This window comes from Clostridium sp. DFI.5.61, assembly GCF_024462915.1.
GTDB classification, from domain to species: domain Bacteria; phylum Bacillota; class Clostridia; order Oscillospirales; family Oscillospiraceae; genus Lawsonibacter; species Lawsonibacter asaccharolyticus.
The window spans coordinates 59355-84475 of sequence record NZ_JANGBZ010000012.1; the positions used below are offsets into that span (position 1 = coordinate 59355).

Annotated in this window: 22 protein-coding genes; 15 read left to right on the forward strand and 7 right to left on the reverse strand. The window is 58.9% G+C overall.

Annotated elements, in window-relative coordinates:
* The first annotated feature begins 272 nt into the window (after positions 1-272).
* From NE584_RS08240 to NE584_RS08260, 5 genes are all read left to right on the forward strand, one after another.
* Positions 273-1085 carry a site-specific integrase gene (locus tag NE584_RS08240; protein ID WP_256182586.1) on the forward strand — a complete coding sequence of 271 codons (813 nt, stop codon included), beginning with the start codon at positions 273-275 and terminating at the stop codon, positions 1083-1085.
* A gap of 254 nt (positions 1086-1339) precedes the next feature.
* The gene (locus tag NE584_RS08245) at positions 1340-1690 is read left to right on the forward strand and encodes a DUF6870 family protein (RefSeq protein WP_256182587.1); all 351 of its coding nucleotides are present in this window, start codon (positions 1340-1342) and stop codon (positions 1688-1690) included.
* 165 nt (positions 1691-1855) lie between these two features.
* Positions 1856-3553, forward strand: a complete 1698-nt coding sequence (locus tag NE584_RS08250) for a recombinase family protein (RefSeq protein ID WP_256182588.1) — start codon at positions 1856-1858, stop codon at positions 3551-3553.
* Positions 3534-5249, forward strand: a complete 1716-nt coding sequence (locus NE584_RS08255) for a recombinase family protein (RefSeq protein WP_256182589.1) — start codon at positions 3534-3536, stop codon at positions 5247-5249. Before NE584_RS08250 ends, NE584_RS08255 begins: the two co-directional genes overlap by 20 nt.
* Entirely contained in the window at positions 5246-6865 is a 1620-nt protein-coding gene (locus NE584_RS08260; protein ID WP_256182590.1) for a recombinase family protein, read from the forward strand. Before NE584_RS08255 ends, NE584_RS08260 begins: the two co-directional genes overlap by 4 nt.
* Positions 6866-7059: 194 nt before the next feature.
* Here the strand turns inward: NE584_RS08260 and NE584_RS08265 are convergent, their stop codons facing one another.
* Positions 7060-7302 carry a hypothetical protein gene (locus NE584_RS08265; protein WP_276758718.1) on the reverse strand — a complete coding sequence of 81 codons (243 nt, stop codon included), beginning with the start codon at positions 7300-7302 and terminating at the stop codon, positions 7060-7062.
* Positions 7303-7537: 235 nt separating this feature from the next.
* Between NE584_RS08265 and glpK the strand changes: the two genes are divergently transcribed.
* Positions 7538-9040 (forward strand): glycerol kinase GlpK, encoded by a 1503-nt coding sequence (gene glpK, locus NE584_RS08270; RefSeq protein ID WP_050625166.1) that lies wholly within the window; start codon positions 7538-7540, stop codon positions 9038-9040.
* A gap of 48 nt (positions 9041-9088) precedes the next feature.
* Here glpK and NE584_RS08275 read toward each other — a convergent pair whose 3' ends face one another.
* The 4 genes from NE584_RS08275 to NE584_RS08290 all read right to left on the reverse strand — a co-directional run bounded on the left by NE584_RS08275 (position 9089) and on the right by NE584_RS08290 (position 13475).
* Positions 9089-9532, reverse strand: coding sequence for a hypothetical protein (locus NE584_RS08275; RefSeq protein WP_133248248.1), 444 nt, complete (start codon positions 9530-9532; stop codon positions 9089-9091).
* A gap of 213 nt (positions 9533-9745) precedes the next feature.
* Positions 9746-10252 (reverse strand): O-acetyl-ADP-ribose deacetylase, encoded by a 507-nt coding sequence (locus NE584_RS08280; protein ID WP_256182591.1) that lies wholly within the window; start codon positions 10250-10252, stop codon positions 9746-9748.
* A gap of 370 nt (positions 10253-10622) precedes the next feature.
* Entirely contained in the window at positions 10623-11789 is a 1167-nt protein-coding gene (locus tag NE584_RS08285) for a YibE/F family protein (RefSeq protein ID WP_256182592.1), read from the reverse strand.
* A gap of 123 nt (positions 11790-11912) precedes the next feature.
* Positions 11913-13475 (reverse strand): alkaline phosphatase, encoded by a 1563-nt coding sequence (locus tag NE584_RS08290; protein WP_256182593.1) that lies wholly within the window; start codon positions 13473-13475, stop codon positions 11913-11915.
* 776 nt (positions 13476-14251) lie between these two features.
* Between NE584_RS08290 and NE584_RS08295 the strand changes: the two genes are divergently transcribed.
* The 6 genes from NE584_RS08295 to NE584_RS08320 all read left to right on the forward strand — a co-directional run bounded on the left by NE584_RS08295 (position 14252) and on the right by NE584_RS08320 (position 20045).
* Positions 14252-14572: a twin-arginine translocase TatA/TatE family subunit gene (locus tag NE584_RS08295; RefSeq protein ID WP_050625161.1), complete on the forward strand. Its 321-nt coding sequence runs from the start codon at positions 14252-14254 to the stop codon at positions 14570-14572.
* A 48-nt stretch (positions 14573-14620) separates the two neighbouring features.
* Positions 14621-14800 carry a twin-arginine translocase TatA/TatE family subunit gene (tatA, locus tag NE584_RS08300; RefSeq protein WP_050625160.1) on the forward strand — a complete coding sequence of 60 codons (180 nt, stop codon included), beginning with the start codon at positions 14621-14623 and terminating at the stop codon, positions 14798-14800.
* An 8-nt stretch (positions 14801-14808) separates the two neighbouring features.
* On the forward strand, positions 14809-15669 hold the full coding sequence (gene tatC, locus NE584_RS08305) for a twin-arginine translocase subunit TatC (RefSeq protein WP_108979491.1): 861 nt from the start codon (positions 14809-14811) through the stop codon (positions 15667-15669).
* Between the two features lie 103 nt (positions 15670-15772).
* Positions 15773-18418 (forward strand): cadherin-like beta sandwich domain-containing protein, encoded by a 2646-nt coding sequence (locus NE584_RS08310; protein WP_108979490.1) that lies wholly within the window; start codon positions 15773-15775, stop codon positions 18416-18418.
* Positions 18419-18555: 137 nt separating this feature from the next.
* Entirely contained in the window at positions 18556-19020 is a 465-nt protein-coding gene (locus tag NE584_RS08315) for a sigma-70 family RNA polymerase sigma factor (protein ID WP_050625158.1), read from the forward strand.
* Between the two features lie 2 nt (positions 19021-19022).
* On the forward strand, positions 19023-20045 hold the full coding sequence (locus tag NE584_RS08320; protein ID WP_256182594.1) for a hypothetical protein: 1023 nt from the start codon (positions 19023-19025) through the stop codon (positions 20043-20045).
* An 80-nt stretch (positions 20046-20125) separates the two neighbouring features.
* On the opposite strand, the gene NE584_RS08325 is transcribed toward NE584_RS08320, so the two are convergent.
* Positions 20126-21838, reverse strand: coding sequence for a glutamine--tRNA ligase/YqeY domain fusion protein (locus tag NE584_RS08325; RefSeq protein ID WP_108979488.1), 1713 nt, complete (start codon positions 21836-21838; stop codon positions 20126-20128).
* Between the two features lie 274 nt (positions 21839-22112).
* Here NE584_RS08325 and NE584_RS08330 point away from each other — a divergent pair, with 274 nt between their 5' ends.
* On the forward strand, positions 22113-22973 hold the full coding sequence (locus tag NE584_RS08330; protein ID WP_108979487.1) for an NAD(P)/FAD-dependent oxidoreductase: 861 nt from the start codon (positions 22113-22115) through the stop codon (positions 22971-22973).
* Positions 22974-22994: 21 nt separating this feature from the next.
* Complete coding sequence (gene trxA, locus NE584_RS08335; RefSeq protein ID WP_050625155.1) at positions 22995-23312, forward strand: thioredoxin; 318 nt, start codon at positions 22995-22997, stop codon at positions 23310-23312.
* 53 nt (positions 23313-23365) lie between these two features.
* Here the strand turns inward: trxA and NE584_RS08340 are convergent, their stop codons facing one another.
* A complete protein-coding gene (locus NE584_RS08340; RefSeq protein WP_256182595.1) occupies positions 23366-24220 on the reverse strand; it encodes a hypothetical protein in 855 nt (284 codons plus the stop codon).
* A gap of 217 nt (positions 24221-24437) precedes the next feature.
* Here NE584_RS08340 and NE584_RS08345 point away from each other — a divergent pair, with 217 nt between their 5' ends.
* Positions 24438-25067, forward strand: coding sequence for a hypothetical protein (locus NE584_RS08345; RefSeq protein ID WP_050625153.1), 630 nt, complete (start codon positions 24438-24440; stop codon positions 25065-25067).
* Positions 25068-25121 lie beyond the last annotated feature (54 nt).

Below are 25121 nucleotides of genomic sequence, written 5' to 3' on the forward strand. Positions count from 1 at the left end.
GCAGTGGGTCCGCAGAACATCAGTAAAATTTGATCGCGAAGAATTTCGATGCATGGACAGCGTGATAGAAAAGATGCTGGTCAGTTTTGGCACTGACGCAGGGGACGGCGGGCACTGTTCAAGGCGGTCGATGTTCAGACTGCCTGGGAAATTATTTTTCGGCAGAAGAAAGTGCAGGCTGTCGGACAGGCATTTATAAAAGAGGAAAAACTGGGTGGGACGATATGGATCATCAGATACAATATCCGGGGAATATGGCGGAAGGCACTTTGATGCCGCAAAATGATGCAGTCAAACTGACACCAGAGCTCATTGACAGCTTCGAGGCATACATGAAAAATAAGGGAATGGATCAGGGCTCCATTAAAAGCTACAGACAGGCTGTGGAGATGCTGTATCAGTGGCTGCCGGAAGAGAAAGTGATGGACCGGGATACACTGAGGCAATGGAGCGAGAACCTTCAAAAGGAATCGTATGCGGTCCGCACGATAAACCGATTCCTCTCTGTGGGAAATACCCTGGCGGATTTCCTGGGGCACAGGGAATTTCAGATCAAGACCCTGATGGTGGATGCGGACGAGGTGCTGCCGGAGCTGACGCGCAACGAATATTTGCGTATGCTGCAGACGGCAAAGGCGTTGAAGAACGAGCGGGTCTATTTTTTGATAAAGGTATTTGCTAATGTTGATCTTCCGGTGCAGCAGGCATCCAAGCTGACAGTGGAGGCCGCAGAAGAGGGAAAACTGGTGATAAACAGAGGCGGCGGGAGAGAGATCATCCGTCTCCCAAAGTGCCTGTGTCAGGAGCTCTTGTCCTATGCAAAGCGGAGTGGGATCACAACAGGCCCCCTGTTCCTGACCAGACAGAAAAAACCGATGCGGAGGACACAGATTTCCGACAGCATCCGAAGAATGTGTCTGGAGGCTAAAATACCAGAAGGAAAAGGAAATCCCAGGTGTCTGCGGAAGCTGTATAAAGAGACCATGCGGTCTATTTATGCCAATATGGATTTCCTATTTGCGAAAGCCTACGAGCAGATTCTAGATCAAGAACAATTGATATACGGATGGGAAGAGAGTGTTTGAATCGGGGAGCAAGTGTACGGACAGGACAAAAGGCACCTTGGGCAGGATGATACGAAGGTTTAAACGGAGTGGCGCGGTGTGAGCGAGCCACTCCTGTTTTCCATATTAGGAACAGGCTTTCCCTGCATAAGCATCAAATGAGGGACCGCCCAGCCTTTCCAGGGGCTGGACGGCCCCTCATTTGACGCTTAGGATCTGCAATCTTCATTTTGACAGATATTTGATACCCTCTGCACCCTGAGGGGATAGTGCTGTTGGATATAAAAAGTAATATGGACAGGCTGCCCCTGAATAGCTATAAGACACAAGCGAACAGAAAGGTTGTGCCGAGATTGAGTGAATATGAATTGGATGCGCTCCAACAAATTGACCTTGCTGCTTTGGAGGCTGTGGATGTCCAAACAGTATCCCCTGATGATCTGGTCGATTTGAAGGATATCCAAATCGACCCTTCCCTTCCGAAGGAGGAGCGGATCGCATCTTTTATCCGACAGGTTAAAAATCCCTATTGCTACAAATGCGGAAAGATCGTGGTGAAGGTGGGGTTTGAGGAAGGAACGACCCTGGAGGAACAGCTGAAGACGATCTTCTCTACTATGATCTAGCCAGCTCCGCCTTGAGGTACAGCTTTTTGGATCTGTCTGTTGCCGAAACCTGAAATTTAAGCTGGACGCCGCGAGGCGGTGTTATAATGTGTCTGGAGCGGATCAGAAAATACAGCACGCATAAAGGTTTCTGCGAATTGGATGGTCCATTGGGAGGAAACCTTTATGAGTGCTTTTTTTGCATCATCAACTGCATCACATGGACAGATCTGGGATGTAGATATCTATGTGCGCGCATCCCGCGAGGACGGCGACAAGGAACAGAGCGAAACCATTAGCAACCAGATCACTATGCTGACCGATTTTGTCCATGGGAGGCCGGAGCTCCGGCTGCACGAGATCCGCAAAGATGACGGTATTTCCGGTGTGACCTTTGACCGTCCGGGCTTTCATGCAGTCATGGACGATGTGCGATCCGGCGCAGCAAATTGTGTGGTAGTCAAGGACCTCTCCCGGTTCGGACGGGACTATATCGAAACCGGTAAATACCTGGAAGAAATTTTTCCCTTTATGGGGGTCCGCTTCATTGCTGTCAATGACAATTACGACAGCATGGCGGAACGCTCCGCCGCAGACGATGTGGTGCTGCCCTTTAAAAACCTGGTGAACGACACCTATGCCAAGGATATCTCCATCAAGGTCCGCAGCAGCAAGGCTGTAAAGCGCAGAAATGGCGATTTTGTCGGTCCCTTTGCTGCCTATGGCTACTGTAAGGACCCGGAGAATAAAAACCAGCTCATCATTGACGAAGGAGCCGCCGAAACTGTTCGACAGATTTTCAGCTGGAAGCTGGATGGTATGAGCGCCCAGGCTATCGCGGACCAGCTCAACAGCAAGGGCGTACTGTCTCCCATGGAGTATAAGAAATCCATTGGGTTGAACTTCAAAACCAGCTTCAAGCTCAACAAAATGGCGAAATGGACCGCTGTGGCGGTGCTCCGCATCCTGAAAAACGAACTCTATATTGGGACAATGGTTCAAGGCAGAGAAACGACGCCCAATTACAAGGTCAAGACCCGTATTTACCAGCCTCCGGAAAAGTGGAGCCGTATTGCAAACGCCCATGAGCCGATCATATCTCCAATGATCTTTGCCCGCGTCCAATACTGCCTTTCCCTGGATACCCGTTCCGCCCCCCACAGTAAGCAGGTCTATCTATTTTCCGGGCTCCTGGTCTGCGCGGACTGTGGTCAGCCGATGATCCGGCATCCGGTTCAGAGAAAGGGAAAAGAGTACATCTACTATGTCTGTTCCTCGGCCAAATGTGGAAAAAAGTGTGAGAACCACAATATCCGGGAGGAGTATCTGAAGGAAAGTGTGCTGGTCTCCATTCAGGCGCGCATCCGCAGTGTGATCGACCTGGAAAGCTTGGTTCGCTATGTGGATGCACTTCCCTTACAGCAGCGGGAGATCATCAGGCTCCAGGCCCAGCTCGCCCAAAAGCAGGAGGAAGCAGAGCGGTACAAGAGGCTTTTTCGCTCCCTTTATGAACGGCTTTCAGAAGGCATTTTGACCCAGAATGAATTTTTAGAGTTCAAAGCAGTCTATGCCCATCGTTGCGACGAGGCAGAGCGGGCGGCTGGCGCGCTTCAAAGGGAAATCAAGGCGGCAACAGCGGGAACCAGTGGAACCTTTCGGTGGATCGAAGACTTCAGGGAACATCGAAACCTGACGAAACTCACCAGAAAAGTGGTTGTCATGCTGATAAAGCAGATCAAGGTCTACAAAGATCAGCGCATCCACATCCAATTCTACCAAGAAAACGAATGCCGCTGCCTGGCTGAGCGGATCATGTCAGCCGCCGACGGCCAGCCTGCGGCTGATTACAGGAAGGGGGATAAGGATGGCGAGGACCAGCCGTAAACAGATACATCAGCAGACAGACCTTGCTCAGGCCCCTAAAACCTATCTGGGCGGCGCTTATCGCCGCCTTTCTGTGGAAGATGACCGCCACCGGGACCGCCACTCTCTGGAAAACCAGGAAAACATTATTCTGGACTTTTTAAAAACCCATCCTGATATCCGTCTTGTGGAGGTCTACACCGATAACGGAGAGACCGGAACCAAGTTTGACCGGCCGGATTTTCAAAGGATGATGGAGGATGTGCGTTCCGGGAAGATCAACTGCATCATCGTCAAGGACCTCTCCCGCTTTGCCAGGGACTTCCGGGAGGCTGGGCACTATCTGGAACAGATCTTTCCCTTTTTGGGAGTCCGCTTTATCTCTATCAACGATCACTATGATTCCAGTGATCCGAAGCCTGATAAGGAAGGAATCGCCATTCCCGCAACGAACTTGATCAATGAGCTGTATGCCCGTGATATTTCCCAAAAGGTCAAAAGCGGCCTGAAAACGCTGCGAAGTGCGGGGAAATTTGTGGGTGCCCTGGCGCCTTATGGGTATAACAAATCCCCCCAGGATAAGCACCAGCTTGTGGTGGACCCTCCTGCAGCAGAGGTCATTCGGAATATTTTCCAATGGCTCCTGGATGGCTGGAGCGACTGCCAGATCGTGTATCATCTGAACCAGCAGGGGATCCCCTCGCCAGGACAATACCGCTATGAGCAGGGCCTTCTAAAGCATGAGCGATATGAGAACTGTGGTCCTTGGAACCGGACCGCGATCAAAAGACTGGTCCGGAACCGTGTCTATGCTGGAGATATGGTACAAGGGAAACGGAGCAGCTCCTATTTCAGCCGCCCTGGGCCAAGGCCGGAAAGCGATTGGGATATCGTAGAGGACACCCATGAAGCGATCGTGAGCAGGGAGACCTTTGATGCGGTCCAAAATCTTCTGAAGGACCGGACGGACTTGTTTAAAAAGCGGGCCGAGAAAAATAAGGGACTGACTTTCCATCAAAATCTTCTGCGTGGCGTGGTGTACTGCGGTGGCTGCGGCCGTCCTATGGAGCGCCTTTATTATCGCTCCGGCAGACACAAGAAAGGAGAACGCCGTGTCTATTACTATACCTGCCAGACCTTTACCAAGCGATCCAAAAGTCTGTGTGCCAGAAATATGGTTTCGGAGAAAGAGCTGCGGGAGGCGGCCCTTTCTACGATCCAGGCTCAGATCCGCATTGCCGCCGACTTGAAAAGGATAGTAACGGAGGTGTGGGATTCGGGGGAAACCAAAGACCAAATCGCGGATATGGATGCCGAGATCCGGACCCTTCGACAAAAGCTCGCCCGCAGCAGCACCCTAAAACGCGGCATCTATGAGAACTACATAGAAGGCGTCTTAAGCAAGAGCCAGTATCTCTCTGCCAAGGAAGAATACACAAAGACGGAGGCGGCATTCCAGCAGCAGATCGACGCCCTCCTGAGTCAGAAACGCTGCATGGCCGAACACCTGATGCTCAATAACAGATGGCTGAAAGACTTCCTGAACGATGAGAGGGGTATGGAGCTTTCTCAAAAAATGCTGGCCGGTCTTGTGCAGCGGATCGATATATTTGAGAAAAAACGGGTGCGGATCACGCTGAAATTTCAGGATGGATACCATCTGCTTACTGATCATTTGACGGAGAGAGCTCATAGCAGAGAGAAGGTGGCGGGATGAATGAACTGTTTGCTCCCCCGGAAAGCGGCCTTTTGATCTCCTATCTTCGAGTGTCTTTGGAGGATGAAAACACAGGGGAATCGGAGAGCATTTCCAATCAGCGGGATTTGATCGGCTGCTATCTGAAGCAGCATCCGGAATTTACAGCCTACAAGGTCATGGAAGTGGTGGATGATGGACACAGTGGGACCAACTTTGACCGTCCAGGCATCAAACGCGTGTTGGAGCTGGTACGGCAGCGGAAAGTCGCGGCCATTCTTGTCAAAGATCTCTCCCGTTTTGGCCGGAATTACAAAGAGGTCGGGAGCTATCTGGAACAGGTGTTTCCCTTTCTTGGGGTCCGTTTTATATCTGTCAACGACGGCTATGACAGCAACGAATACATTGGCTCAACCGGGGGCCTGGACATCGCCTGCAAAGCTCTGGTTCACGATCTTTACAGCCGGGATATTTCCCGAAAGGTAAAGAGCAGCCGATATGCCCGCCTGCGGCGTGGCGATTACTTTTGCAGCGTTGCTCCCTACGGCTATGTGAAAAGCAGTGAAGATAAGCATAGACTGGTGATCGACCCGCCAGCGGCCAAAGTGGTCCGGCGTATTTTCGATATGACCCTGGCGGGCTTTTGCACCACGGAAATTGCCAGAACGCTTAATCTGGAAGATGTGCCCTCTCCCCTGATCTACATGAGGCAGAAGTATCCGGGCAAAAAGATAGCGGCCCTGGAGGATGGTTTTTGGAACAATTTTGTGGTGCTGTCAATTCTCTATGAGGAACGATACACCGGCAAGGCCATCAGCGGTATGCGCCCCAATCTTCGGGTCGGCAGCAAGCAGCGCCGGAAAACAAAAAGGGAGGACTGGATCATCGTTCCCGACTGTTTTGAGGCCATTGTCTCCGAAAACGAGTTTCAGGAGGCGCGGCGGTGTATCGACCATTTGGAAAAGAGAAAAATGACAGCACCGCCGCACTTGTTCTATAAAAAGCTGCACTGTGCGGGATGCGGCAGGGCCATGCGCCGCAGCAACACCACGGTCCGATACTTTTATTGCAATACCAGGAAATTCCGCGATTCTCCCAACTGCATGGAAGGCAGACTGATGGAGCAGGACCTGATAGACGCGGTCCTGCTTGCGATCCGGCAGCAGGCCAGGATCGTTGTGGATACGGGCCAGCTGATTCAGCAGGCAAAGAAAAATCGCGGTACACGTGTATCCATACTGGAACAGCAGATCAGAGCGTTAGAAAAGCGGATCAAAGCATCAAATCGGTCCCGAATAGAGCTGTTTGAGCAGCTGAACGATGGGGTGATCTCGACTGAACAGTATAAGACAAGACGTGACCACCTAAGCAGACAGATCCAAGAGCTGGAGGCACAGAACAGACAGCTTACTGAACAGATGAGGGAGCTGCTGGGAAATGCCACAGAGAATGGCTTTGTTTGGCTGTTCCGCCCCTGCGAGCAGGTCGAGTCTTTGACCCAGGAGATCGTAGATGCCCTGATCCGCTCCATTCGGATCTACAGGGCGGACCAAATTGAAATACAATGGAAATATTTAGATGATTATAAAAAATGCTTGGATCTCTTGAAAGATCAAACGGACAGGAAGGCGGTGTGATCCTATCAGATAAGCCCCTTGTTGAAGTATCTTAAAACACGATCGCGACAATTTGAAATCATAAATGGCAGACTTGTGATAATATCTATCATAAGTCTGCCATTTATTTGTCGTATTGGAGGAAGTGGCTTTTTGCTTACTTGACAGGTGAGGGCCCGGGAATACCCTGAGGGCCGGTAGGGCCAGTGGCACCGTTAGGTCCAGGGATACCCTGCGGGCCGGTGGGGCCAGTGGGGCCGGTCCCGACGGGCGGGATGGGCCCGGGGCAGATAGGCGGGCAGGGAGCAGGGCCAGGCCCAGGGCAGATAGGCGGGCAGGGAGCAGGCCCAGGCCCGGGGCAGATGGGCGGGCAGGGACTGGGGCCGGGCCCGGGACAGACGGGCTGGCAGGAAGGCGGGCAGGAGCACGAGCAGCGGCTGCCCGTACCCTGGGAGCACATGGAGTCCCAGCGTGTCAGACTTCTGTCTGAAGGAAGATAACGGTTCATTTGGGTCTCCTTTTCTTCATTCAAGATTGCGTGGCTTTGCCACAGCCCATTCTATGCGACTGCCGTTCTTCCGGTGCGCCTCCGCGCCCGGACGTCCTTTCCCGCAGCCGCCCCTTTACAATCCAGAACATTTCTGACATAATGGAGGCAAACCACCACCATTCACCAGGAAAGGCCGTGTTGTTATGTCTGACCGCCCCTATGTTCTCGCCCTGGATCAAGGCACCACCAGCAGCCGATGCATCCTGTTCGACCGGCAGCAGAATATTGTCGGCCTGGCCCAGCGGGAATTTGGACAGCACTACCCAAAGCCCGGCTGGGTGGAGCATGATCCCATGGAGATCTATTCCAGCCAATACAGTGTCCTCACCGAGGTGCTGGCCCAGAGCGGGGTGGACCCCGCCCAGGTGGCGGCTATCGGGATCACCAACCAGCGGGAGACCACCATCGTTTGGGACCGGGAGACAGGCAGGCCGGTGTACAACGCCATCGTCTGGCAGTGCCGCCGCACCGCGGCCCTGTGCGAGGAGCTGAAGGCGGATGACGAGCTCACCTCCTACATCCGGGAACACACCGGCCTGCTGCCGGATGCCTATTTTTCCGCCACCAAACTGAAGTGGGTCCTGGACCACGTGGAGGGGGCAAGGGAGCGGGCCCGTCGGGGGGAGCTGCTCTTTGGAACGGTGGACTCCTGGCTCATCTGGAAGCTCACCGGCGGCCGGGTCCACGTCACCGACTATACCAACGCCAGCCGTACCATGCTCTTCGACATCCAGCGCCTGTGCTGGGATGAGCACATCTGCCGGACGCTGGACATCCCCATGGAGATGCTGCCTCAGGTGAGGGACTCCAGCGCGGTGTATGGCACTGTGAACCTCCAGGGAGTGGAGGTCCCTATCGCCGGCATCGCCGGTGACCAGCAGGCGGCCCTGTTCGGGCAGGCCTGCTTCTCTCCAGGGGAGGCCAAAAACACCTATGGGACTGGCTGCTTCCTCCTGATGAACACTGGGCGGGAGCTGTGCCGGAGCAGGAACGGTCTGCTCACCACCATCGCTGTGGGCCTCAACGGTTCGGTGCAGTATGCACTGGAGGGCTCTGTCTTCGTGGGCGGAGCGGTGATCCAGTGGGTACGGGACGAGCTGCGGTTTTTCAGCGAGTCCCGGGATGCGGAGTACTACGCCCAGAAGGTGCCGGATACCGGCGGGGTCTATCTGGTCCCGGCCTTCACCGGCCTGGGAGCCCCCTATTGGGATATGTATGCCAGGGGCTGCCTGGTGGGGCTCACCCGGGGCACGACCCGGGAACACATTATCCGAGCGGCCCAGGAGTCCATCGCCTACCAGAGCTGGGATCTGGTCCGGGCCATGGAGCAGGACACCGGCCTGCCCCTGGCCGAACTCCGAGTGGACGGCGGGGCCAGCCGGGACCGGTTTTTGATGCAGTTCCAGGCGGATATCCTGGACAAGCCGGTCCGCCGCCCCATGATCCGGGAGACCACCGCTCTGGGGGCTGCCTATCTGGCGGGCCTTGCGGTGGGGGTGTGGGACAGTCTGGATGAGATTCGCGCCCAGTGGACCCTGGACAGACTGTATCAGCCCCAGATGGAGGAGCCCGTCCGCCGGTCTCTGCTGGCTGGATGGCACAAAGCCGTGGGCCGCAGCCTGAATTGGGCAGAGCCGGAGACATGATAAAAAGTGGCGTCCATCCGCACACTGCGGATGGACGCCTTTCGACTCTTATGCCATGCCTGTGAACCGGTCCAGGAGTTGCTCCTCCTCCACAGGGAGCACCCGCCTCCGGTCCAACCACAGCTCACAGATCCCAGAGTCGCCGCAGTCCACAAAGTAGCGGACCAGCCGCTCCCCTTCCTGACACACCACTCCGGAGCGGCTGTATGCTCCGGTCCCGTAGCGGTAGGAGGACCACAGAATGTCGTGCTCCAGCGCCCGATCCCCGCCGCCCCCTAGAAGCCGCAGCCCGCCAGTGACTGCGCCGTCCTTGGTGAGCGAGACAGGGCCGCCGTCCTCCGGCTGGACCAAGGCATAGCCCGGGGGCAGCTCCATGCGGCAGTAGGGAGTCTCTCCGGCACGGCTCTGTCCCATGCCCAGCAGGGCTGCCCCCAGCAGCAGACCCGCGCACAGCAGCACCGCGCGGGGAAGTTCTGATTTTCGCCTCGTCATCAACGCCCCCCGTTTGTTTTTTTCAGCCTATCACACTCCGCCTGGCGCCGCCACCGCAGGGAGGAAAAAAGTATGTAAAACCTGTATGGAGGTCTTGGCCCCGGGCTTATGATGCCCTGAAACGGCGGCGCTATTCGTCGTGTTTCGTCGTGCGCCGACAAAACAACAGGATGAAAAAATATTTGGGAGGCCCCTTCGGTCCTCCCAAACGATTCAGAGCTCGGCCAGCTGGGCCTGATAGAGGTCCTCGGTCCTGGCGTCAAAACAGACAAAGGTGACCTGGGGCCCCTCCGGATGCTCCTCCAGGAAGCGGCGGACAGTGTCCACCGCGATCCGGGCGGCCTGATCCGGCGGATAGTGGTACACCCCGGTGCTGATGGCAGGGAAGGCCGCGGTGCGGCAGCCCAGCTCCAGGGCCAGAGCCATGGAGTTTCGATAGCAGTCCGCCAGCAGTTCTGCCTCCTCATGCCCGCCTCCGTGCCACACGGGGCCCACTGTGTGGATGACGTATCGGGCGGGCAGGCGGTAGCCTCCAGTGGCCTTGGCCTGGCCGGTGGGACAGCCGTGCAGAGTGCGGCACTCGGCCAGCAGCTCCGGCCCGGCCGCCCGGTGAATGGCCCCGTCCACCCCGCCGCCTCCCAGCAGGGAGGTATTGGCGGCATTGACGATGGCGTCCACCTGCAATTTGGTGATGTCCCCTGTGACAGCGCGCAGTTCCATGGAAAGCCCTCCTGTTTTCTGAATTTTGGGATGCTTCTAGTGTACCACGCCCAGCCCCGGAGCACAAGGAAGAGGCGCGTATTATGTAAGTCTCAGCGGCACCATCAGGGCGCGGGCATTGACTCCCGACGGCGCACACCGCATGCCACTCAGAGCAGGTCACGTTCTGAACGTCACAAAAGTGATCAAAGCTGGAGATGCCCGGAGCGGCTGTGTCACCACTTCACAGCACAGGGGCCCGCAGGATGCCCCGGTGCAAGTACCGCAGAAACCAGCATCTTCAGGCCGCAGAGGAGGGACTCAGAAGCCCGGCAGCATCGGCAGGCATTTCAGAAGGACACTCCCATGGAGAGCAGGGGGCTCCGGCAGATCATCCATCTGCCTCCTCCTGGGGCTGAGGATGGCCGCCGCGCCGGGCCAGGAAAAGTCCGGCGCACAGGGCGGTGAAGGGGGCCACGGTGACCAGACCGAAGGAGCCGATGACGGTGTGGATGATCTCCGCCGCCACATACTTGTAGTTCAGGATGTGGTCAACCGGGGTGCCCTGGGCCATGAAGACCATGAGCAGGGCGATGTAGCCGCCGGAGTAGGCGAAGAGCAGGGTGGTGGTCATGGTGCCCATGGCGGCCCGGCCCACGTTGAGGCCGGAGCGGGCGGCCTCCTGCCAGCTCAGGTCGGGACGCTTCTCCACCACCTCGTGGACGGCGGAGGTAATGTCCACGCTCAGGTCCATCACCGCGCCGGAGGCCCCGATGAAGATGGAGGCCATAAAGATCTGGGTCAGGCTCAGGTGGGCGTAGCCGGAGTAGAGCAGGCTCTCGGAGTAGGACATCACTGCCCCGTGGATCTGGAACAGGTCGGTAAAGAGGATGCCCAGCACACAGGTGACCAGGATGCCAAGAAAGGAGCCGGATACCGCCGCCCAGCACCGCCGGTCAAAGCCGTACACCAGAGCGATGATCAAAATGGTGAGAAAGAGGGTGATGGCCAGCCCGACCCAGATGGGGTTCCAGCCCTTGAGGTAGAGGGGGACCAGGAGCTTCCACAGGCAGAGCACCGTCAGTACGAAGGAGGCGATGGCACGCACCCCGGTGCGCCCAGCGAACAGGATGAGGAAGAGGGCAAAGCCGGCGGCCATCAGGGTCTCCCAGCCCAGGCGGTAGTGGTCGCTCATGGTGACATTGGTGATGGTGTCCCCGTCGTGGCTCACCACCACCTGGGCCCTGTCCCCGGGAGAGAAGAGCTTGTCCTGCTCCAGAGAGCCGTTGAGCATGTTGATCCCGGTGACCGTCCTTCCCTGAAATCTGCCGTCCAGGATCTCAAGCTGGCAGCGCTGCTCACCAGAGCGGACCAGGCCGGTGTCGATGATGGCGGAGTTGTCTGTCTCCAGCACCCGGGCGGTGCAGCGCTCCGCCTCCTGGTGGATCAGGGCGCCCTCAAAGCCAGTGGGCAGGACCAGAAGGAGCAGGATGGCCAGCAGGCATACCAGCACAGGAGCTTGGTAGGAAAAAGAATGGGATCTGAGGCGGTCGAGCATGGATGAAAACTCCTTTTCGCATGATTTCGGGGGACAGGAAAATGTCTCATTCCAGAACACAGGGGCGGCCCGCCCCCGGCAAATATGCCGGAGGCGGGCCCGGAAGGGGCTGTCTGGACCAGCTCAGGCGATATTCAGCAGGTCGGCCAGCTTGTTGTAGATGTCGGTGTTGTCATAGTAGCCGTTGAACATCTCGCTGCCTGCGCCCTCGGCCAGGACTGCCACGGGCAGGCCGGTGTGGCTGTAAGAGGTGAAGGAGATGCCGGACTTGTTGTTGATGATGTGGGTGATGGTGACAGAGAGGGGCTCGTAGGTGCCGTAGAGCACATACTCCGCTTGGTCGTACTGACTGGAGGCGGTACCGTTGATGCTCTTTTCATAGGCGGCCCGCAGCTGCTCCATCTCATAGGCGGTGAGGACCAGCTTGTCGCCCTCCTCGCCCTGGGCCTTCAGGCCAAAGAGCTTCTCAATGTCGGCCAGCACGGTCCCAAAGGGGGGCTTGTTGGCCTTATAGGAGGCCACATAGTCGCTGTCGTACTTGGCGAAGGAGATCTTTTGGTTCTCCAGCAGATCCAGATAAGTGTCGTAGTCGGTTCCGGCGAAGCCGATGGTCAGGCCGCCGGTCTCATGGTCGCCGGTGACCAGGATGAGGGTCTCGTCAGCATGCTCCTTGGCGAAGTCGATGGCCACCTGTACCGCATCGGCCAGGGCCTGGGTATCGTGGATGGAGGAGGCGGCGTCGTTGGCGTGGCAGGCCCAGTCGATCTTGCCGCCCTCGCACATCATAAAGAAGCCGGTGTCGTTGTCCAGCACTTCGATGCCCTTGGCTACATAGTCAGCCAGAGCCCACATGTCGTCGGTGCGGTCCAGCTCATAGGCCATGGCGTCGGAGTCGGCCAGGTCCTCGTCGATGATGATGGCTTTCTCTGTATTGGTGCCGATGGCGTCGGCCTCGGCGTGGGTCTTGGCCACGGTGTAGCCGGCCTCCTGGGCCAACTCATACAGGTCGGTCTGGTCTCCGCTGCTGCCGGTGGGCTTGAGCAGTCCGCCGCCGGCAAAGTAGTCGAAGCCAGACTCGACCAGCTCCAGGCCGATCTCATAGTAGCTGCTGCGGCTGGCCTGATGGGCATAGAAGGCGGCAGGGGTGGCGTGGTTCAGGTTGACGGAGGTGATGACGCCGATCTCCCAGCCCTTCTGGGCTTTCAGCTGCTCGGCAATGGTCTCATACTCGATGGTGCCGGTCTCATCCACATTGATAGAGCCAGAGTAGGTCTTGTGGCCGGTGGAGATGGAGGTGGCGGTGGAAGCGGAGTCGGGGGCGAAGGAGTTGGAGTCATAGGTGACGGCGGAGCCGGCAGCCTCAAAGTTCATAAAGTTGAGGTACTCGGGGCCGTCGAGGATGGCGCCCTGGTTGTCATCCAGACTGGGCTGGGCCTGCCAGTAGTCAGCATCCTTCAGGGCACCCAGGTAGTCGGAGGTGGACTGGATCTGGGGGTAGCTCATGCCGTCCCCGATGAACAGGAAGACGTATTTAGGGGACTTGACGGACGCGGCCGCAGTGGCAGTCAGAGCGGCGGTATGCGGTTCCTGAGACTCCTGCGGGACCTGGGCGGCGTTGGCGGCGCAGCCGGCCAGCGTGGCGGCGGCCAGGGCACAGGACAGAAGTGCGGTTGCGATTTTTTTCATGTTTGTTTGTTCCTCCCAATTTCTCTTGGACAGTTTGTGACCGCTGGGTCAAGGCTATTCTAGCGGCTCTGCGTTAAGTCCAAAACAGCTGAAGTGTGAAATCTGCGTTAAAGAATATTATCGGCTCAGCAGCCCATGCCCGCACAGAGAGAGCGAGCGGAACGGCAAGGAACGGAATAGAGGAACACGGCGTTTTGATTCAGATTCAGACAATGAAGGGACACAGGAGAATGTCATATAGGCATGACTATAATGTACAAATTTTGAAATTGAATTTTGTACAGGACTGCCAATTTTGTGCTGAGTAAAGAGGGGAGATCCATCAGAAGGCTGGCACAGGTGGAGGGGGGAGAGAAAATATTTTTCAATCCAGCGGAAAGTGAAAAGCGATTCGGATATTTGTTACAAAATTGTTAACGAAAAATGGGATAACTCTACCAGAAATCCTTTTAAAACAATGAAAAAATAAACACAAATAATGAATGAATTAGATATTATGAAATTGTAAAACGGGTAGATGCAAAAAATAGATTTAACTTCAGGCAGAATGAATGATAAAATAGAGCCTCAGAGGACACGAAGTTGTCTGAAACTGACAAGAACACATGGGACAGGCTTTCACAAAAATGAATCTCATGCATAAAGGGAGCGCTGTCCGGCTAGGGTGTTTTTTGTGAAACAGCTCAAAAATGGCCATGTCGGACGGTTTAGGCATTAAAAGCGCATCAGCCGCTCTGACAATGGGCTGAGCGGGATGAAAGGGAGGAAGTTGAACGATGCATATCGGAACAGGAGAGCTGATCGTCGTGCTCGTGGTGGCGCTGATCATCTTCGGCCCGTCGAAGCTGCCCGCGCTGGGCAAGATGGCGGGCAAGGCGGTGGGAACACTGCGTCACTATGCAGACAGCAACAACTGGGACGAACTGCTGGAGGAAGAGGAAGAGGAGAAAAAGTCCGGAAAGAAGCAGGAGGAGAAGTCTCAGAAGCAGACGGAGAACGAGCAGGAGGCGGAGCCTGTAGAGGAGCCCGCCGAAGAAGCAGAGCAGGCGGAGCCTGCCGAAGAAGTGGAGCAGCCGGAGCAGGCCAAGGAGGGCTGAGCAGTTCCGGCGGCAGAAATTGTCAAGAATAAAGGAGAGCGGATTGTAATGTTTGGAAAATTTGGTACTGTGGAGATACTGCTGATCCTGGCGGTGGCTCTGCTGATCTTCGGGCCCACCAAGCTGCCGAAGCTGGGCAAGGCCATTGGGCAGACCATTGGAAACTTTAAGCGGAGCAGCGCCGCCGCGGAGAAGGCTGAAGAGAAGCACGACAGCAAAGAGTCCTGAGCCCATCCATGAGCCGCGCCACATTAGAGCAGGACAAGAAGAAAACCAGAGCGAAGGACGGTCCGGGCGCTGAAACGGATCGGAAGGAACGGGAGGAATACGGAGAGGAGACGGACGAGCTGGAGGATGACGTGCCCCAGGGGGGCAGGATGTCCCTGCTGGCCCACCTGAATGAGCTGCGCCGCCGGCTGACCATCTGCGCGGTCTGCTTTCTGGTGGGGGTGGCACTCTGCCTGAGCCAGGCGGAGTGGTTCACCAACCTGTTGCTCTCCCGGGGAGAGAACTTCTCCTTTGTGTACATTGCACCGGCTGAGCTGATGATGACCTACGTGCGGATCTCCCTGGTGGGGGGCGTGGTGATCATCATCCCTGTCATCATCTATCACATCTGGCGCTTCCTCCAGCCGGGGCTGAAGCGGGCGGAACAGATGGGCTTCAACCTGATCATCACGGTGGGGTTGCTGCTGTTCTGCCTGGGTGCCCTGTTCGCCTTCACCATCGTGCTGCCCATCCTGCTGGGCTTTTTTGCACGGCTGAATACCTCCGGGACTGTGACTGCCATGGTGTCAGTGCAGGAGTATGTCAGCTATGTCATTTCCACCATGCTGATCTTCGGCGTGATCTTCGAGACCCCCATTGTGCTGGTGGCCCTCACCGGCGTGGGGCTGGTCAAGCCCAAGACGCTGCAGAAGAACTTTAAATATGTAGTGCTGATCATCCTGATCGTGGCCGCCGTCATCACGCCGCCTGACGTGACATCCCAGGTCCTGGTGGCCATCCCGCTGATGATTCTGTTCTACGCCAGCATCATCCTGTGCAAGATCCTGTTCCGCCGCAAGCTGGCAGAGCAGGAGGAAGATCTAGATTGAGCGTGTGCAACCACCGGGACGGCGGAGACAGAGCGTGAAGCATTGAGGGGACGCGCCCCGCCCGGAGTGATATTGCAAATTGAGAAATGAGGAGGAATACAAAGTGAGTGGTAAAAAGGAGAACGTGCAGAGCAGCGGCATTACCCGCCGAGACTTTGTAAAGGGTCTGGCCATCGGGGCTGCGGGCCTGGGGATCGCCACCATTCTGCCCGGCGGGATCATCACCGCGGCTTCCGCGGCGGACACCACCACCAAGCAGCAGGTCGGCAAGCAGGGCGACGGCATCTATATCGATGGCGTGGCTGAGAACATGAAGAGCAAGACCTATACTCTGGAGTTTGTCCAGCCCATCAAGCTGGTGGCGGTGAAGGACGGCAAGGTGCAGAGCGAGGGCACCTGGCGTACCACCAATAAGCACCTGGTCTCTGTGGACCCGGACGGAACCACCATCATGCGGGACGGCGTGGGCGGCTACGATGTGGAGATCTCCTGGACATTGGGGAGCACCACCTATGCCGTGACCCTGCACACCGGCCAGACCGCCGGAGCCCACGCCATCGAGGTGGATCACCCCATGACCCGGGGCGACTTTATGATCCGCCTGGCCAAATATTTCGGCTGGCCCCACTACAACGCCGTGATGGACGACGGCACGGACATCAATGACAAGGGCGAGGTCATGACCACGGAGCGGGTGCGCAACTTCTATGATGTCACTGGCGACAATGACTATGTGAAAGCCATCGAGTCCGCCCTGGATATGGGCGTGCTCACCGCCACCTCCCCCGAGGACTGCTTCTATCCCATGTCCGAGATGACCCGGGAGGACGCGGCTGTGATCCTGGTCAGCGCTTTCAAGATGTCCAAGCTGGGTGCCGATTACATCTCCAAGTTCGATGACACCAACAAGATCGACAAGAACTGCTATGACGCTCTGAATATCCTGGTGGGCCGCAACTTTATGCGGGGCCGCAGCAACACCACCCTGAATCCCACCGATGGCATCACCGACACCGAGGCACGCATCATCATCGAATCCATTGACAGGCGCGTGGTCTGCCCCGTGTGGGCCATGCCGGTGAGCAACCGGAAGTTCGTCCGTGTCCGTCCCGAGTGGTTCACCTCCACCCAGGATGCCGTGGTCCATTGGCGCTGTAAGGTGGACAAGTACTCCCACCCCGAGCTGAACGGCCTGTTTGTCCAGGACCGCGGCGTGGGCGTGTACGTGGGCACCGGCTGGAGCGACTGGTATGACTATATCCCCGGCTACTCCACTGACCCCTGCTTTGGCCTGAACAACAACAAAGACCTGCCTTACGACGCGACTTGGCTTATCGTGGACGTGGAGTGCTATGCCACCAAGCCCGGCATGGAGGACAGCCCTGTCACCAAGTTCATGTGGCGGATCGAGCGTCCCGCGTGGCACGACTTTGCCTTTGACAAGCTGCATGACGCCGGGGAAAACTTCCCCGCGGTCTACCGCTACTTCGACAACTTCCAGGCAGCGGCCTACTATATCGAGGGCAGCAAGATGGGCATTCTGTATGACGGCCTGATGCCTACCAATACAAATATCTCACTGATCGACCGGGTGAAGGAAGTGGCGACCAAGCCCTTTGTCTTCGTGCTGGGCCACAACCACGGCGATCACTCCGGTGCCATGCCTTATGCTTATGAGCAGGGGATGGACATTTACATGTGTGACCGCGTCGGCCCTGCCGGCGGGGATTGGAGCATCCAGGAGTACAACAAGAAGTACACCAGCGCCAATGCGGTGGTCGATACAGAGAGGACCGGAAGCTACACCGGAGACAAGGTGCACCTGATTGATGAGGGCTATGTCTTCGATCTGGGCAACTGTAAGTTCGAGGTAGTTCATCTTCCCGGCCATGAGGACGCATCCATCCTGATCTATGACCGGGCCAACGGTCTGCTCTTCTCCTCCGACATCTACGCCGTCAACCGCTACTGGGTGGCAGACAATACCGGTGCTACCGGTGTGAAGCAGGATCTGCTCCTGTCACTGCACCAGCAGCTGATGGACATCTATACCAAGGACGGCGCTCAGGTCAAGGAGCTGTACACCGGCCACAACCGCATCGGAATGGGCGGCGACTACCTGACCATGTGGGAGCAGTGCCTCCAGAAGTTTGTGGACTTTGGCGGCGCAGCTTTGACTGATAACCGCCGCGGCGACGGCACTCTGATGGCTCAGGACGGCAACGAGTATGAGACGCTGAACTGGACTGGCCTGACTCAGAGCGGCAAGCACATCCATGCTCAGTATAAGGGCGTTTATGACGGTAAGACCTACTATCGTCTTGAGATCGATCGCACCGGTGAGAACGCACAGCCGGAAGATGGGCTGTATTTTGACTACAAGACTAACGCCCATCTCAGCAACATTTATTTCAAGGATGCCACCCTGGTGGGCCACGACTTCAAGTACAAGACCGGCTTCGACACTGTGGACGACAAGCTGGAGGACGGCCGTCTGAAGTACGCCATCCCCAACAAGTTCGTGCCCTATGAGTATGACTACGAGGTAAAGGTGGGGGCCCTTCAGAGCACCGTTACCTTTACGCCCGTGGCCATGTCCAACCGGATCAAGGACCTGAAGGTCAACGGGAAGTCGGTCTCCAGCCGCTGCCCGGTGAGCGTGCCCGCCTCCGGCAAGACCACCATCGAGGTCACCGGACCCGACGGGAGCACCAAGGCGACGTACACCCTGACCTTTGTTGTTGGCTGAACCAACAGAAAAAAGTGTGCATAAAAAGTCCCGGCCTGGCGCAAATGCGTCAGGCCGGGACTTTTTTAAAAAATTTTGTACTCCCCTGGACAAAGGGGGGCTCCCGAGGGTCTAATAGGCAGAAAGGGGGGAGCAGCGTGAACGACCAGGAGTACTGGCAGGGGGTGGAACAGTGCCGGGAACGGCTGTGGCGCATCGCGCGGATGTGGCTGTCCGATGACAGCGCGGCCATGGACGTGGTGGACGAGGCGGTGTTCCGGGGCTGGAGGGCCTGCGGGAGACTGCGCCACCCGGAATATTTCACCACCTGGCTCACCCGCATCCTGCTCAACGAGTGCAGCCGGGAGAAAAAACGGCAGGACCGGGAACAGGCGGTGGACCAGCTGCCGGAGCAGGCCTGGGAGGACCCGGACCACCTGCCTCTGAGGGCGGCGGTCCAGGCACTGCCGGAGCAGCTGAGAGCAGTGATCCTTCTGCGCTATTTCTTCGACTGTACTTTGCGGGAGACGGCAGAGCTGCTGCGGATGCCGAGGAGCACGGTCCACACACGGGAGAAAAAGGCGCTGAAGCTGTTGAAGCTGGAATTGAGTGAGGAGGTCTGAAGATGGAGCGCATGGAGGAATACCAGAGAATGCGGGAAGAGGAGGCCGGCCGGCCCGTCCCGGCGGAGCTGGCCTGCCTGGAGACCAGGGTCAGGGCCCGGGCGGCGGAGCGGCCGAGGAGGAGAAGAGGACCGGTCCTGGCGGCTGTATGCCTGTGTCTGGTCCTGGGGACCGGCATGGCCTGGGGCATGGGCGGTTTCGCCGCGCTGGACCGGCTGCTGGGGGAAAACGCGGGACAGTTGATCCCCTTCTATCAGGAGGTGGGAGAGACGGTCCGCCTGGAGGACGGGATGGTGGAGATCCAGGGCGTCACCTTTACCAGCCACAGCTGTACCGTGGTCTACCGGCTGACCGCCCCAAACGGAGAAGAGGCGGCGGAAACGCCTCCCTTCTACTGGAAGCTGATCCAGGGAGAGGCGGGCCCGAAGGAGTCCCCCTTCTCCTCCTTTGTGGAGCCCAGCCGGAATGGGCAGGATCTGGGAGGAAACCTCGGCTGGGAGGAAGTGCTGGAGGGAGAGAAGCGGGGGAGCACCTATCAGGTCTTTACCGTCAGCGTGGAGGAGGACATGAGTCAGGTGGAAGACCCCAAGCTCCTTCTCTACTTTTCCAGGGCGGTGGACGGGGTCCCCTCTGCCGATGACGTGCCCGGCGGCACTCTGCTGACTATCCCGGCGGAGGAGGTGCTGGAGGAGCGGGTGGTCCGGGTACCGGGGGACGGGGAGATCCGGCAGGTGAGAGTCAGCCCGGCGCTGATCTCCGCCCAGACGGCTGTGCCTGCCGAGGGAAATCCCGTCAACCTCGAAGTGCTCCGGGAGGCCCCGGAGATCCGGCTGCTCTACCGGGATGGGACGGCCTGGGAGCTGGAGCAGGAGCATGTCTTTCAGAAAGAAGGACGGCCCGACTACTGTGCCAACGCGGGAGAGGACGGTCTGCTGATCCTGAACTGGTTCCTGCGGGAAGCCCCCCCGGATCTGGAGGATCTGGAGGCGGTGGAGGTGAACGGGATCCGGTGTCCCGTCGAGTAGGCGCAGAAATGCCGCGCCGCGTACAGGAAAGCTGTACGCGGCGCGGTGTTTTATCGTTTCAGGGTGGACAGGCGCCCGGCTCACTTGCCAGGCTTGAAGCTGTCCTTCAGGGAGACCGCCCGGTTGAACACCAGAGCGCCGGGCTTGGAATCTTTGCTGTCCACGCAGAAGTAACCCAGCCGGAGGAACTGGTAGTGGGCGGGGGCCTGGGCATCGGCCAGAGAGGCCTCCAGTTTGCAGCCCTCCAGCACCTCCAGGGAGTTGGGGTTCAGGCAGTCCAGGAAGTTCTTATCCCCGGCGTCCGGGTCGGGGTCGGTGAACAGGTTGTCGTACAGGCGTACCTGGGCGTCCACGGCGGTGGCGGCGTCCACCCAGTGTAGGGTGGCCCCTTTCACCTTGCGGCCGTCGGCGGGGTCTCCGCCCCGGGAGAGTGGATCATACTCCGCCAGCACTTCCACCACGTTGCCCGCCTCGTCCTTGACGCAGCCGGTGCAGGTGATGAGGTAGGCCCCCTTCAGGCGGCACTCAGGCCCGCCGGGGAAGAGACGCTTGTACTTGGGGACCGGGGTCTCCAGAAAGTCATCGGACTCCAGATACAGGTGACGGGAGAAGGAGACTGTGCGGGTGCCGGCGCCGGGATCGTTGGGGTTGTTCTCCACCTCCAGGGTCTCGCTCTGACCCTCGGGGTAGTTTGTGATGGTCAGCTTGATGGGATGGAGCACCGCCATGGCCCGCTGGGCATGCTCGTTCAGATCCTCCCGCAGGCAGTGTTCCAAAAAGGCATACTCCACGGTGGAGGTGGCCTTCGCCACGCCGATGCGGTCGCAGAAATTGCGGATGGAGACGGGGGTATAGCCCCGTCGGCGCAGGCCGCACAGGGTGGGCATGCGGGGGTCGTCCCAACCGGAGACGTAGTCCTCCTCCACCAGCTTGCGCAGCTTCCGCTTGGACATGACTGTATAGTTGATGCCCAGGCGGGCAAACTCGATCTGCCGGGGCTTGCTGGGGACGTCGGTGTTTTGGATGACCCAGTCGTACAGGGGGCGGTGAGCCTCATACTCCAGGGAGCACAGGGAGTGGGTGATGCCCTCCAGGGCATCCTGGATGGGGTGGGCGAAGTCGTACATGGGGAAGATGCACCACTTGGTGCCCTGGCGGTGGTGCTCGATGTAGCGGATGCGGTAGAGCACCGGGTCCCGCATGTTGAAGTTGCCGCTCTCCAGGTCGATCTTGGCCCGCAGGGTGTACCTGCCCTCGGGGAACTCGCCGTTCTTCATCCGCTCAAACAGGTCCAGAGACTCCTCGATGGGGCGGTCACGCCAGGGGGAGCGGGCGGGGGTGGTCACATCGCCCCGGTACTCCCGGAACTGCTCGGGGGTGAGCTCACAAACATAGGCCAGGCCCTTCTTGATTAGGCCCACAGCCAGCTCGTAAGTCTTTTCAAAGTAATCGGAGCCATAGAAGAACCGGTCGCCCCAGTCGAAGCCCAGCCAGTGGATATCCTCCTGGATGGCGTCCACGTACTCGGTGTCCTCCTTGGCCGGGTTGGTGTCATCCATGCGCAGGTTGCAGATGCCGCCAAACTTCTCGGCAGAGCCGAAGTCGATGATAAGCGCCTTGCAGTGGCCGATGTGGAGATAGCCGTTGGGCTCGGGCGGGAAACGGGTGTGGACCTGCATCCCGGCAAAGCGGCCGCCGGGGGCGATGTCCTCCGCGATAAATTCATGGATGAAATTCTGGCTGGGGGCGGGGCCTTCCCTGCTCTGAGTGGAAATAATGGTTTCGTCGGACATATCGGGTCCTCCTCTTGCGTAAACTTAACTCTAATTTTATACCATATTTCAGAGGAATAATCAACCGATTCCCACGTAAATGGGAGAAAACCGGGGGAACATACAGAAAAGAGGGGAAGAGAGGAGACAGCTCCGTTCAGTTCGGAGAAAAGCGGGCGGGACCGGCCTGGCGCGCCGCGGAAAAGCGTTGCCTTTTTGACAAAAGGCAGGTATAATAAGACAAACCAGAACACAGGTCCGGGAGAGCACCCGGAGGCGGAGAGGAGGCGCGGCCTTGAACTACGATGTGCTGGTGGTGGGCAGCGGCCCGGCGGGCCTGGCGGCGGCTGTGGCCGCCCGGGGACGGGACAAGAGCGTCCTGGTGGTGGGCAATCCCTGGCAGGAGAGCCCCCTGGCCCGGGCGGAGCGGATCGACAACTATCTGGGGCTGCCCGGGGTCAACGGACGGGAACTGATGGAGCACTTCAGCGCCCATGCCCAGCGGGTGGGGGTGGAGTTCCACACCGGCCGGGTGGTGGCGGTGATGGCCTGGGAGGGGTTTGCCCTCACGGCGGGCAGCGAGGTGTTCCAGGGGCGCACTCTGGTGCTGGCGCCAGGGGTGGCCCGGCTGGCCAAGTACCCGGGGGAGGCGGAGCTGCTGGGCCGGGGGGTGAGCTATTGCGCCACCTGCGACGGGATGCTCTACCGGGGCCGGGCGGTCACAGTGGTGGGCCGGAGCAAGGACGCCCCCCAGGAGGCCAACTACCTGAAAAGCCTGGGCTGTCAGGTGGTCTATGTCTCCCCCCAGGAGCCCAAAGGGCTGGATCGGGAGATCCCATTCGTCCGGGCCGGAAAGCTGGAGGTGCGGGGGACCGACCGGGTGAGCGCCCTGGTGGCCGACGGCGCGGAGCTGCCCTGCGAGGGGGTGTTCATCCTTCGGGACGCCCTGGCCCCCACCGATCTGCTCCCTGATCTGGAGCTGAGGAACGGGGCCATTGCGGTGGACCGGGAGATGGCCACCAGCCTGCCCGGCGTGTTCGCTGCGGGGGACTGCACCGGCGGCCCTCTCCAGGTGGCCAAGGCGGTGGGCGAGGGCCACACCGCGGGCCTGAGCGCGGCGGAGTATGTGGACCGGAAACGCAATGAACACCAATGAGACAGAAGGGAAGGATCAAAAATGTCATTGAAGCATTTTACCAGAGAGACCTTTGAGAAGGAACTGAACGGCGGCGCGCTGATGCTGGTGGATTTCTGGGCGGAGTGGTGCGGCCCCTGCCGTATGCTGGGCCCAGTGATCGAGGGACTGGCCGACGAGTATGAGGGCCGGGCCGTCATTGGCAAGGTGAACGTGGACGAGGAGGGGGAGCTGGCCATGCGCTATGGCGTGATGAACATCCCCACCGTGATCCTCTTCAAGAACGGCAGGGAGATCGACCGCAAGGTGGGCGTGATGCCCGGCGCGGTGTTCACCCAGGCGCTGGACGAGAATCTGTAAAAGCCAAAGCGGGGGCCCCCCCCCCCCCCCCGCGGGGGGGCCCCCGCTTTTATTCATGCATCCGGGGAGGCGAGGAGCAGGTCCAGCTCCTCAAGGGTGTCGTTGGGCAGAAGGGCCAGGAGGCGGACCACCTGCCCGTCCTCACCGGCGAGGGCCAGGACCTGGTAGGCGTTTTCGTGATACGGGATCAGAGAAAAGCGGAAGACCGCCCCGTCCCGGCCGGTCAGAGACAGGGCGCGGGCACGCTCCAGGTCGTACCACTGGTCCAGCGTTCCCTGGGACTGATAGGCCAGCCACTCTGACAGCCAGAGGGAGGAGTCCTGAAAGTCCCGCTGGAACAGGCGCTCCATCTCCCGGGCGAAGGCGGGGTCTGACCGCCGGACCTGGCCGCAGACCCACGCCTGGGGGGCCTGGATGGCGGCGCGGATCTGTTCGGCCTGGGCCTCTTCATAGTCCAGCTGCGCGCCCCGAAGGCCGTCCAGGGCCCGGACTTGGGCGGCGGGCAGCTGCCAGCAGGAGCGGGCGCCGTCCGCCCCCTGGAAGGAGACCGGGCGGACGTCCTCCTCCCCGGAGGGGGCGTGGATGGTGAAGGTGCCCAGCTGCTCCTCCCCCCGCCAGGCGGTGAGATAGGACGCCGGCGCGGGCAGCTCCTGGGGAGCGGGGGAGAGCGGGACCATAGAGCCCAGGATCTCCCGCACCTGTGTCAGGACCTCCGGGCTGTTCAGGCAGGGGGGCGGGGTGGAGGAGAGGGTAAGGTGCACAAAGAAGTCGGCCTCCTCCGCCGTCTGGGCGGGGGCGGCGGGGGCGCTCCTGCCGCCGGACAGGCGGGGGAGGAGCAGGGGGAGCGCCAGGAGGCACAGCAGAGCGGCGGCCGGCCAGAGCCGGCGGCGGGGCGGAAATTTTTTCATGGGGCACCTCCCGGCAGGTATATTTGAGGGGCCTGGAACATAGACTTGGGATACCATTGTATCCCAGAACGGGGAAAAAGACAAGCTCAGGGAGGGCGGAGGCATGGGCCGGGGCAATTCTGTAACCAAATTTTCATCTTCTCGTAACGAATTCGATAGGATATCTCCGCCGGAAGATGCTATACTGAATACACAACAAGGAAGGGAGGTTCCCTCAATGAAGAAATGGATGATCGCGCTGATGATGGCCGCACTCCTGATCGTACCCATGGGCGGTATCGCCTATGCCGTCGGAGAGGGAGCGCCCGCCGCCCCGGCTGCCGGGGAATTCATACCCGGCGACGTGCCCGCCCAGAGCGGCACCATGGATGCCATGGTGGCCCCTGTCAACGCCCTGGTGATGTGCATGGTGGAACAGGGTCTGGCCTACAACGACCAGGATGACGTGTTCCTGTGGAACAGCCTGTACTATATGCTCAGCCTGTGCGGCCAGATGGACGAGCGGGCGGAGCTCACCGATGACATGCTGATCCTGCCCGCGGAGACGGTGGCCGACTACGCCGGCGCTCTGTTCTCCAACTTCGACGGACTGCCCGCCCTGCCCCGGGAGATGAACGGCCGGGTGAGCTATGACTGGCAGAACGACACCTTCCGTCTGGCCCGGGGCGACGCCGGACTGACCGAGACCCGCCTGGGTGAGATCACCGAGCTGGGCGGCGGCCGTGTCCAGGTGGCCGGAGCCCTGGTGAGCCTGGAGGATGAGTCGGTGCTGTGCAGCTTCACGGTGGACCTGGTCCGCAACAACAGCATGTTTGGCTATGCGATCTCCGGATTGGATATCCTCTGATATGCCCCTCAGCCCAGAAACGCGCCGCAGCTGCGGGGTGTTTGTGGGTGTGCG

Coding starts and splice junctions, on each gene's coding strand:
- NE584_RS08285 (WP_256182592.1), bottom strand. CDS start 11,789: ATGCTCGACCGCCTCAGATCCCATTCTTTTTCCTACCAAGCTCCTGTG.
- NE584_RS08240 (WP_256182586.1), top strand. CDS start 273: ATGCCGCAAAATGATGCAGTCAAACTGACACCAGAGCTCATTGACAGC.
- NE584_RS08295 (WP_050625161.1), top strand. CDS start 14,252: ATGCATATCGGAACAGGAGAGCTGATCGTCGTGCTCGTGGTGGCGCTG.
- NE584_RS08250 (WP_256182588.1), top strand. CDS start 1,856: ATGAGTGCTTTTTTTGCATCATCAACTGCATCACATGGACAGATCTGG.
- trxA (WP_050625155.1), top strand. CDS start 22,995: ATGTCATTGAAGCATTTTACCAGAGAGACCTTTGAGAAGGAACTGAAC.
- glpK (WP_050625166.1), top strand. CDS start 7,538: ATGTCTGACCGCCCCTATGTTCTCGCCCTGGATCAAGGCACCACCAGC.
- tatA (WP_050625160.1), top strand. CDS start 14,621: ATGTTTGGAAAATTTGGTACTGTGGAGATACTGCTGATCCTGGCGGTG.
- NE584_RS08325 (WP_108979488.1), bottom strand. CDS start 21,838: ATGTCCGACGAAACCATTATTTCCACTCAGAGCAGGGAAGGCCCCGCC.
- NE584_RS08275 (WP_133248248.1), bottom strand. CDS start 9,532: ATGACGAGGCGAAAATCAGAACTTCCCCGCGCGGTGCTGCTGTGCGCG.
- NE584_RS08340 (WP_256182595.1), bottom strand. CDS start 24,220: ATGAAAAAATTTCCGCCCCGCCGCCGGCTCTGGCCGGCCGCCGCTCTG.
- NE584_RS08290 (WP_256182593.1), bottom strand. CDS start 13,475: ATGAAAAAAATCGCAACCGCACTTCTGTCCTGTGCCCTGGCCGCCGCC.
- NE584_RS08345 (WP_050625153.1), top strand. CDS start 24,438: ATGAAGAAATGGATGATCGCGCTGATGATGGCCGCACTCCTGATCGTA.
- NE584_RS08280 (WP_256182591.1), bottom strand. CDS start 10,252: ATGGAACTGCGCGCTGTCACAGGGGACATCACCAAATTGCAGGTGGAC.
- NE584_RS08255 (WP_256182589.1), top strand. CDS start 3,534: ATGGCGAGGACCAGCCGTAAACAGATACATCAGCAGACAGACCTTGCT.
- tatC (WP_108979491.1), top strand. CDS start 14,809: ATGAGCCGCGCCACATTAGAGCAGGACAAGAAGAAAACCAGAGCGAAG.
- NE584_RS08320 (WP_256182594.1), top strand. CDS start 19,023: ATGGAGCGCATGGAGGAATACCAGAGAATGCGGGAAGAGGAGGCCGGC.
- NE584_RS08260 (WP_256182590.1), top strand. CDS start 5,246: ATGAATGAACTGTTTGCTCCCCCGGAAAGCGGCCTTTTGATCTCCTAT.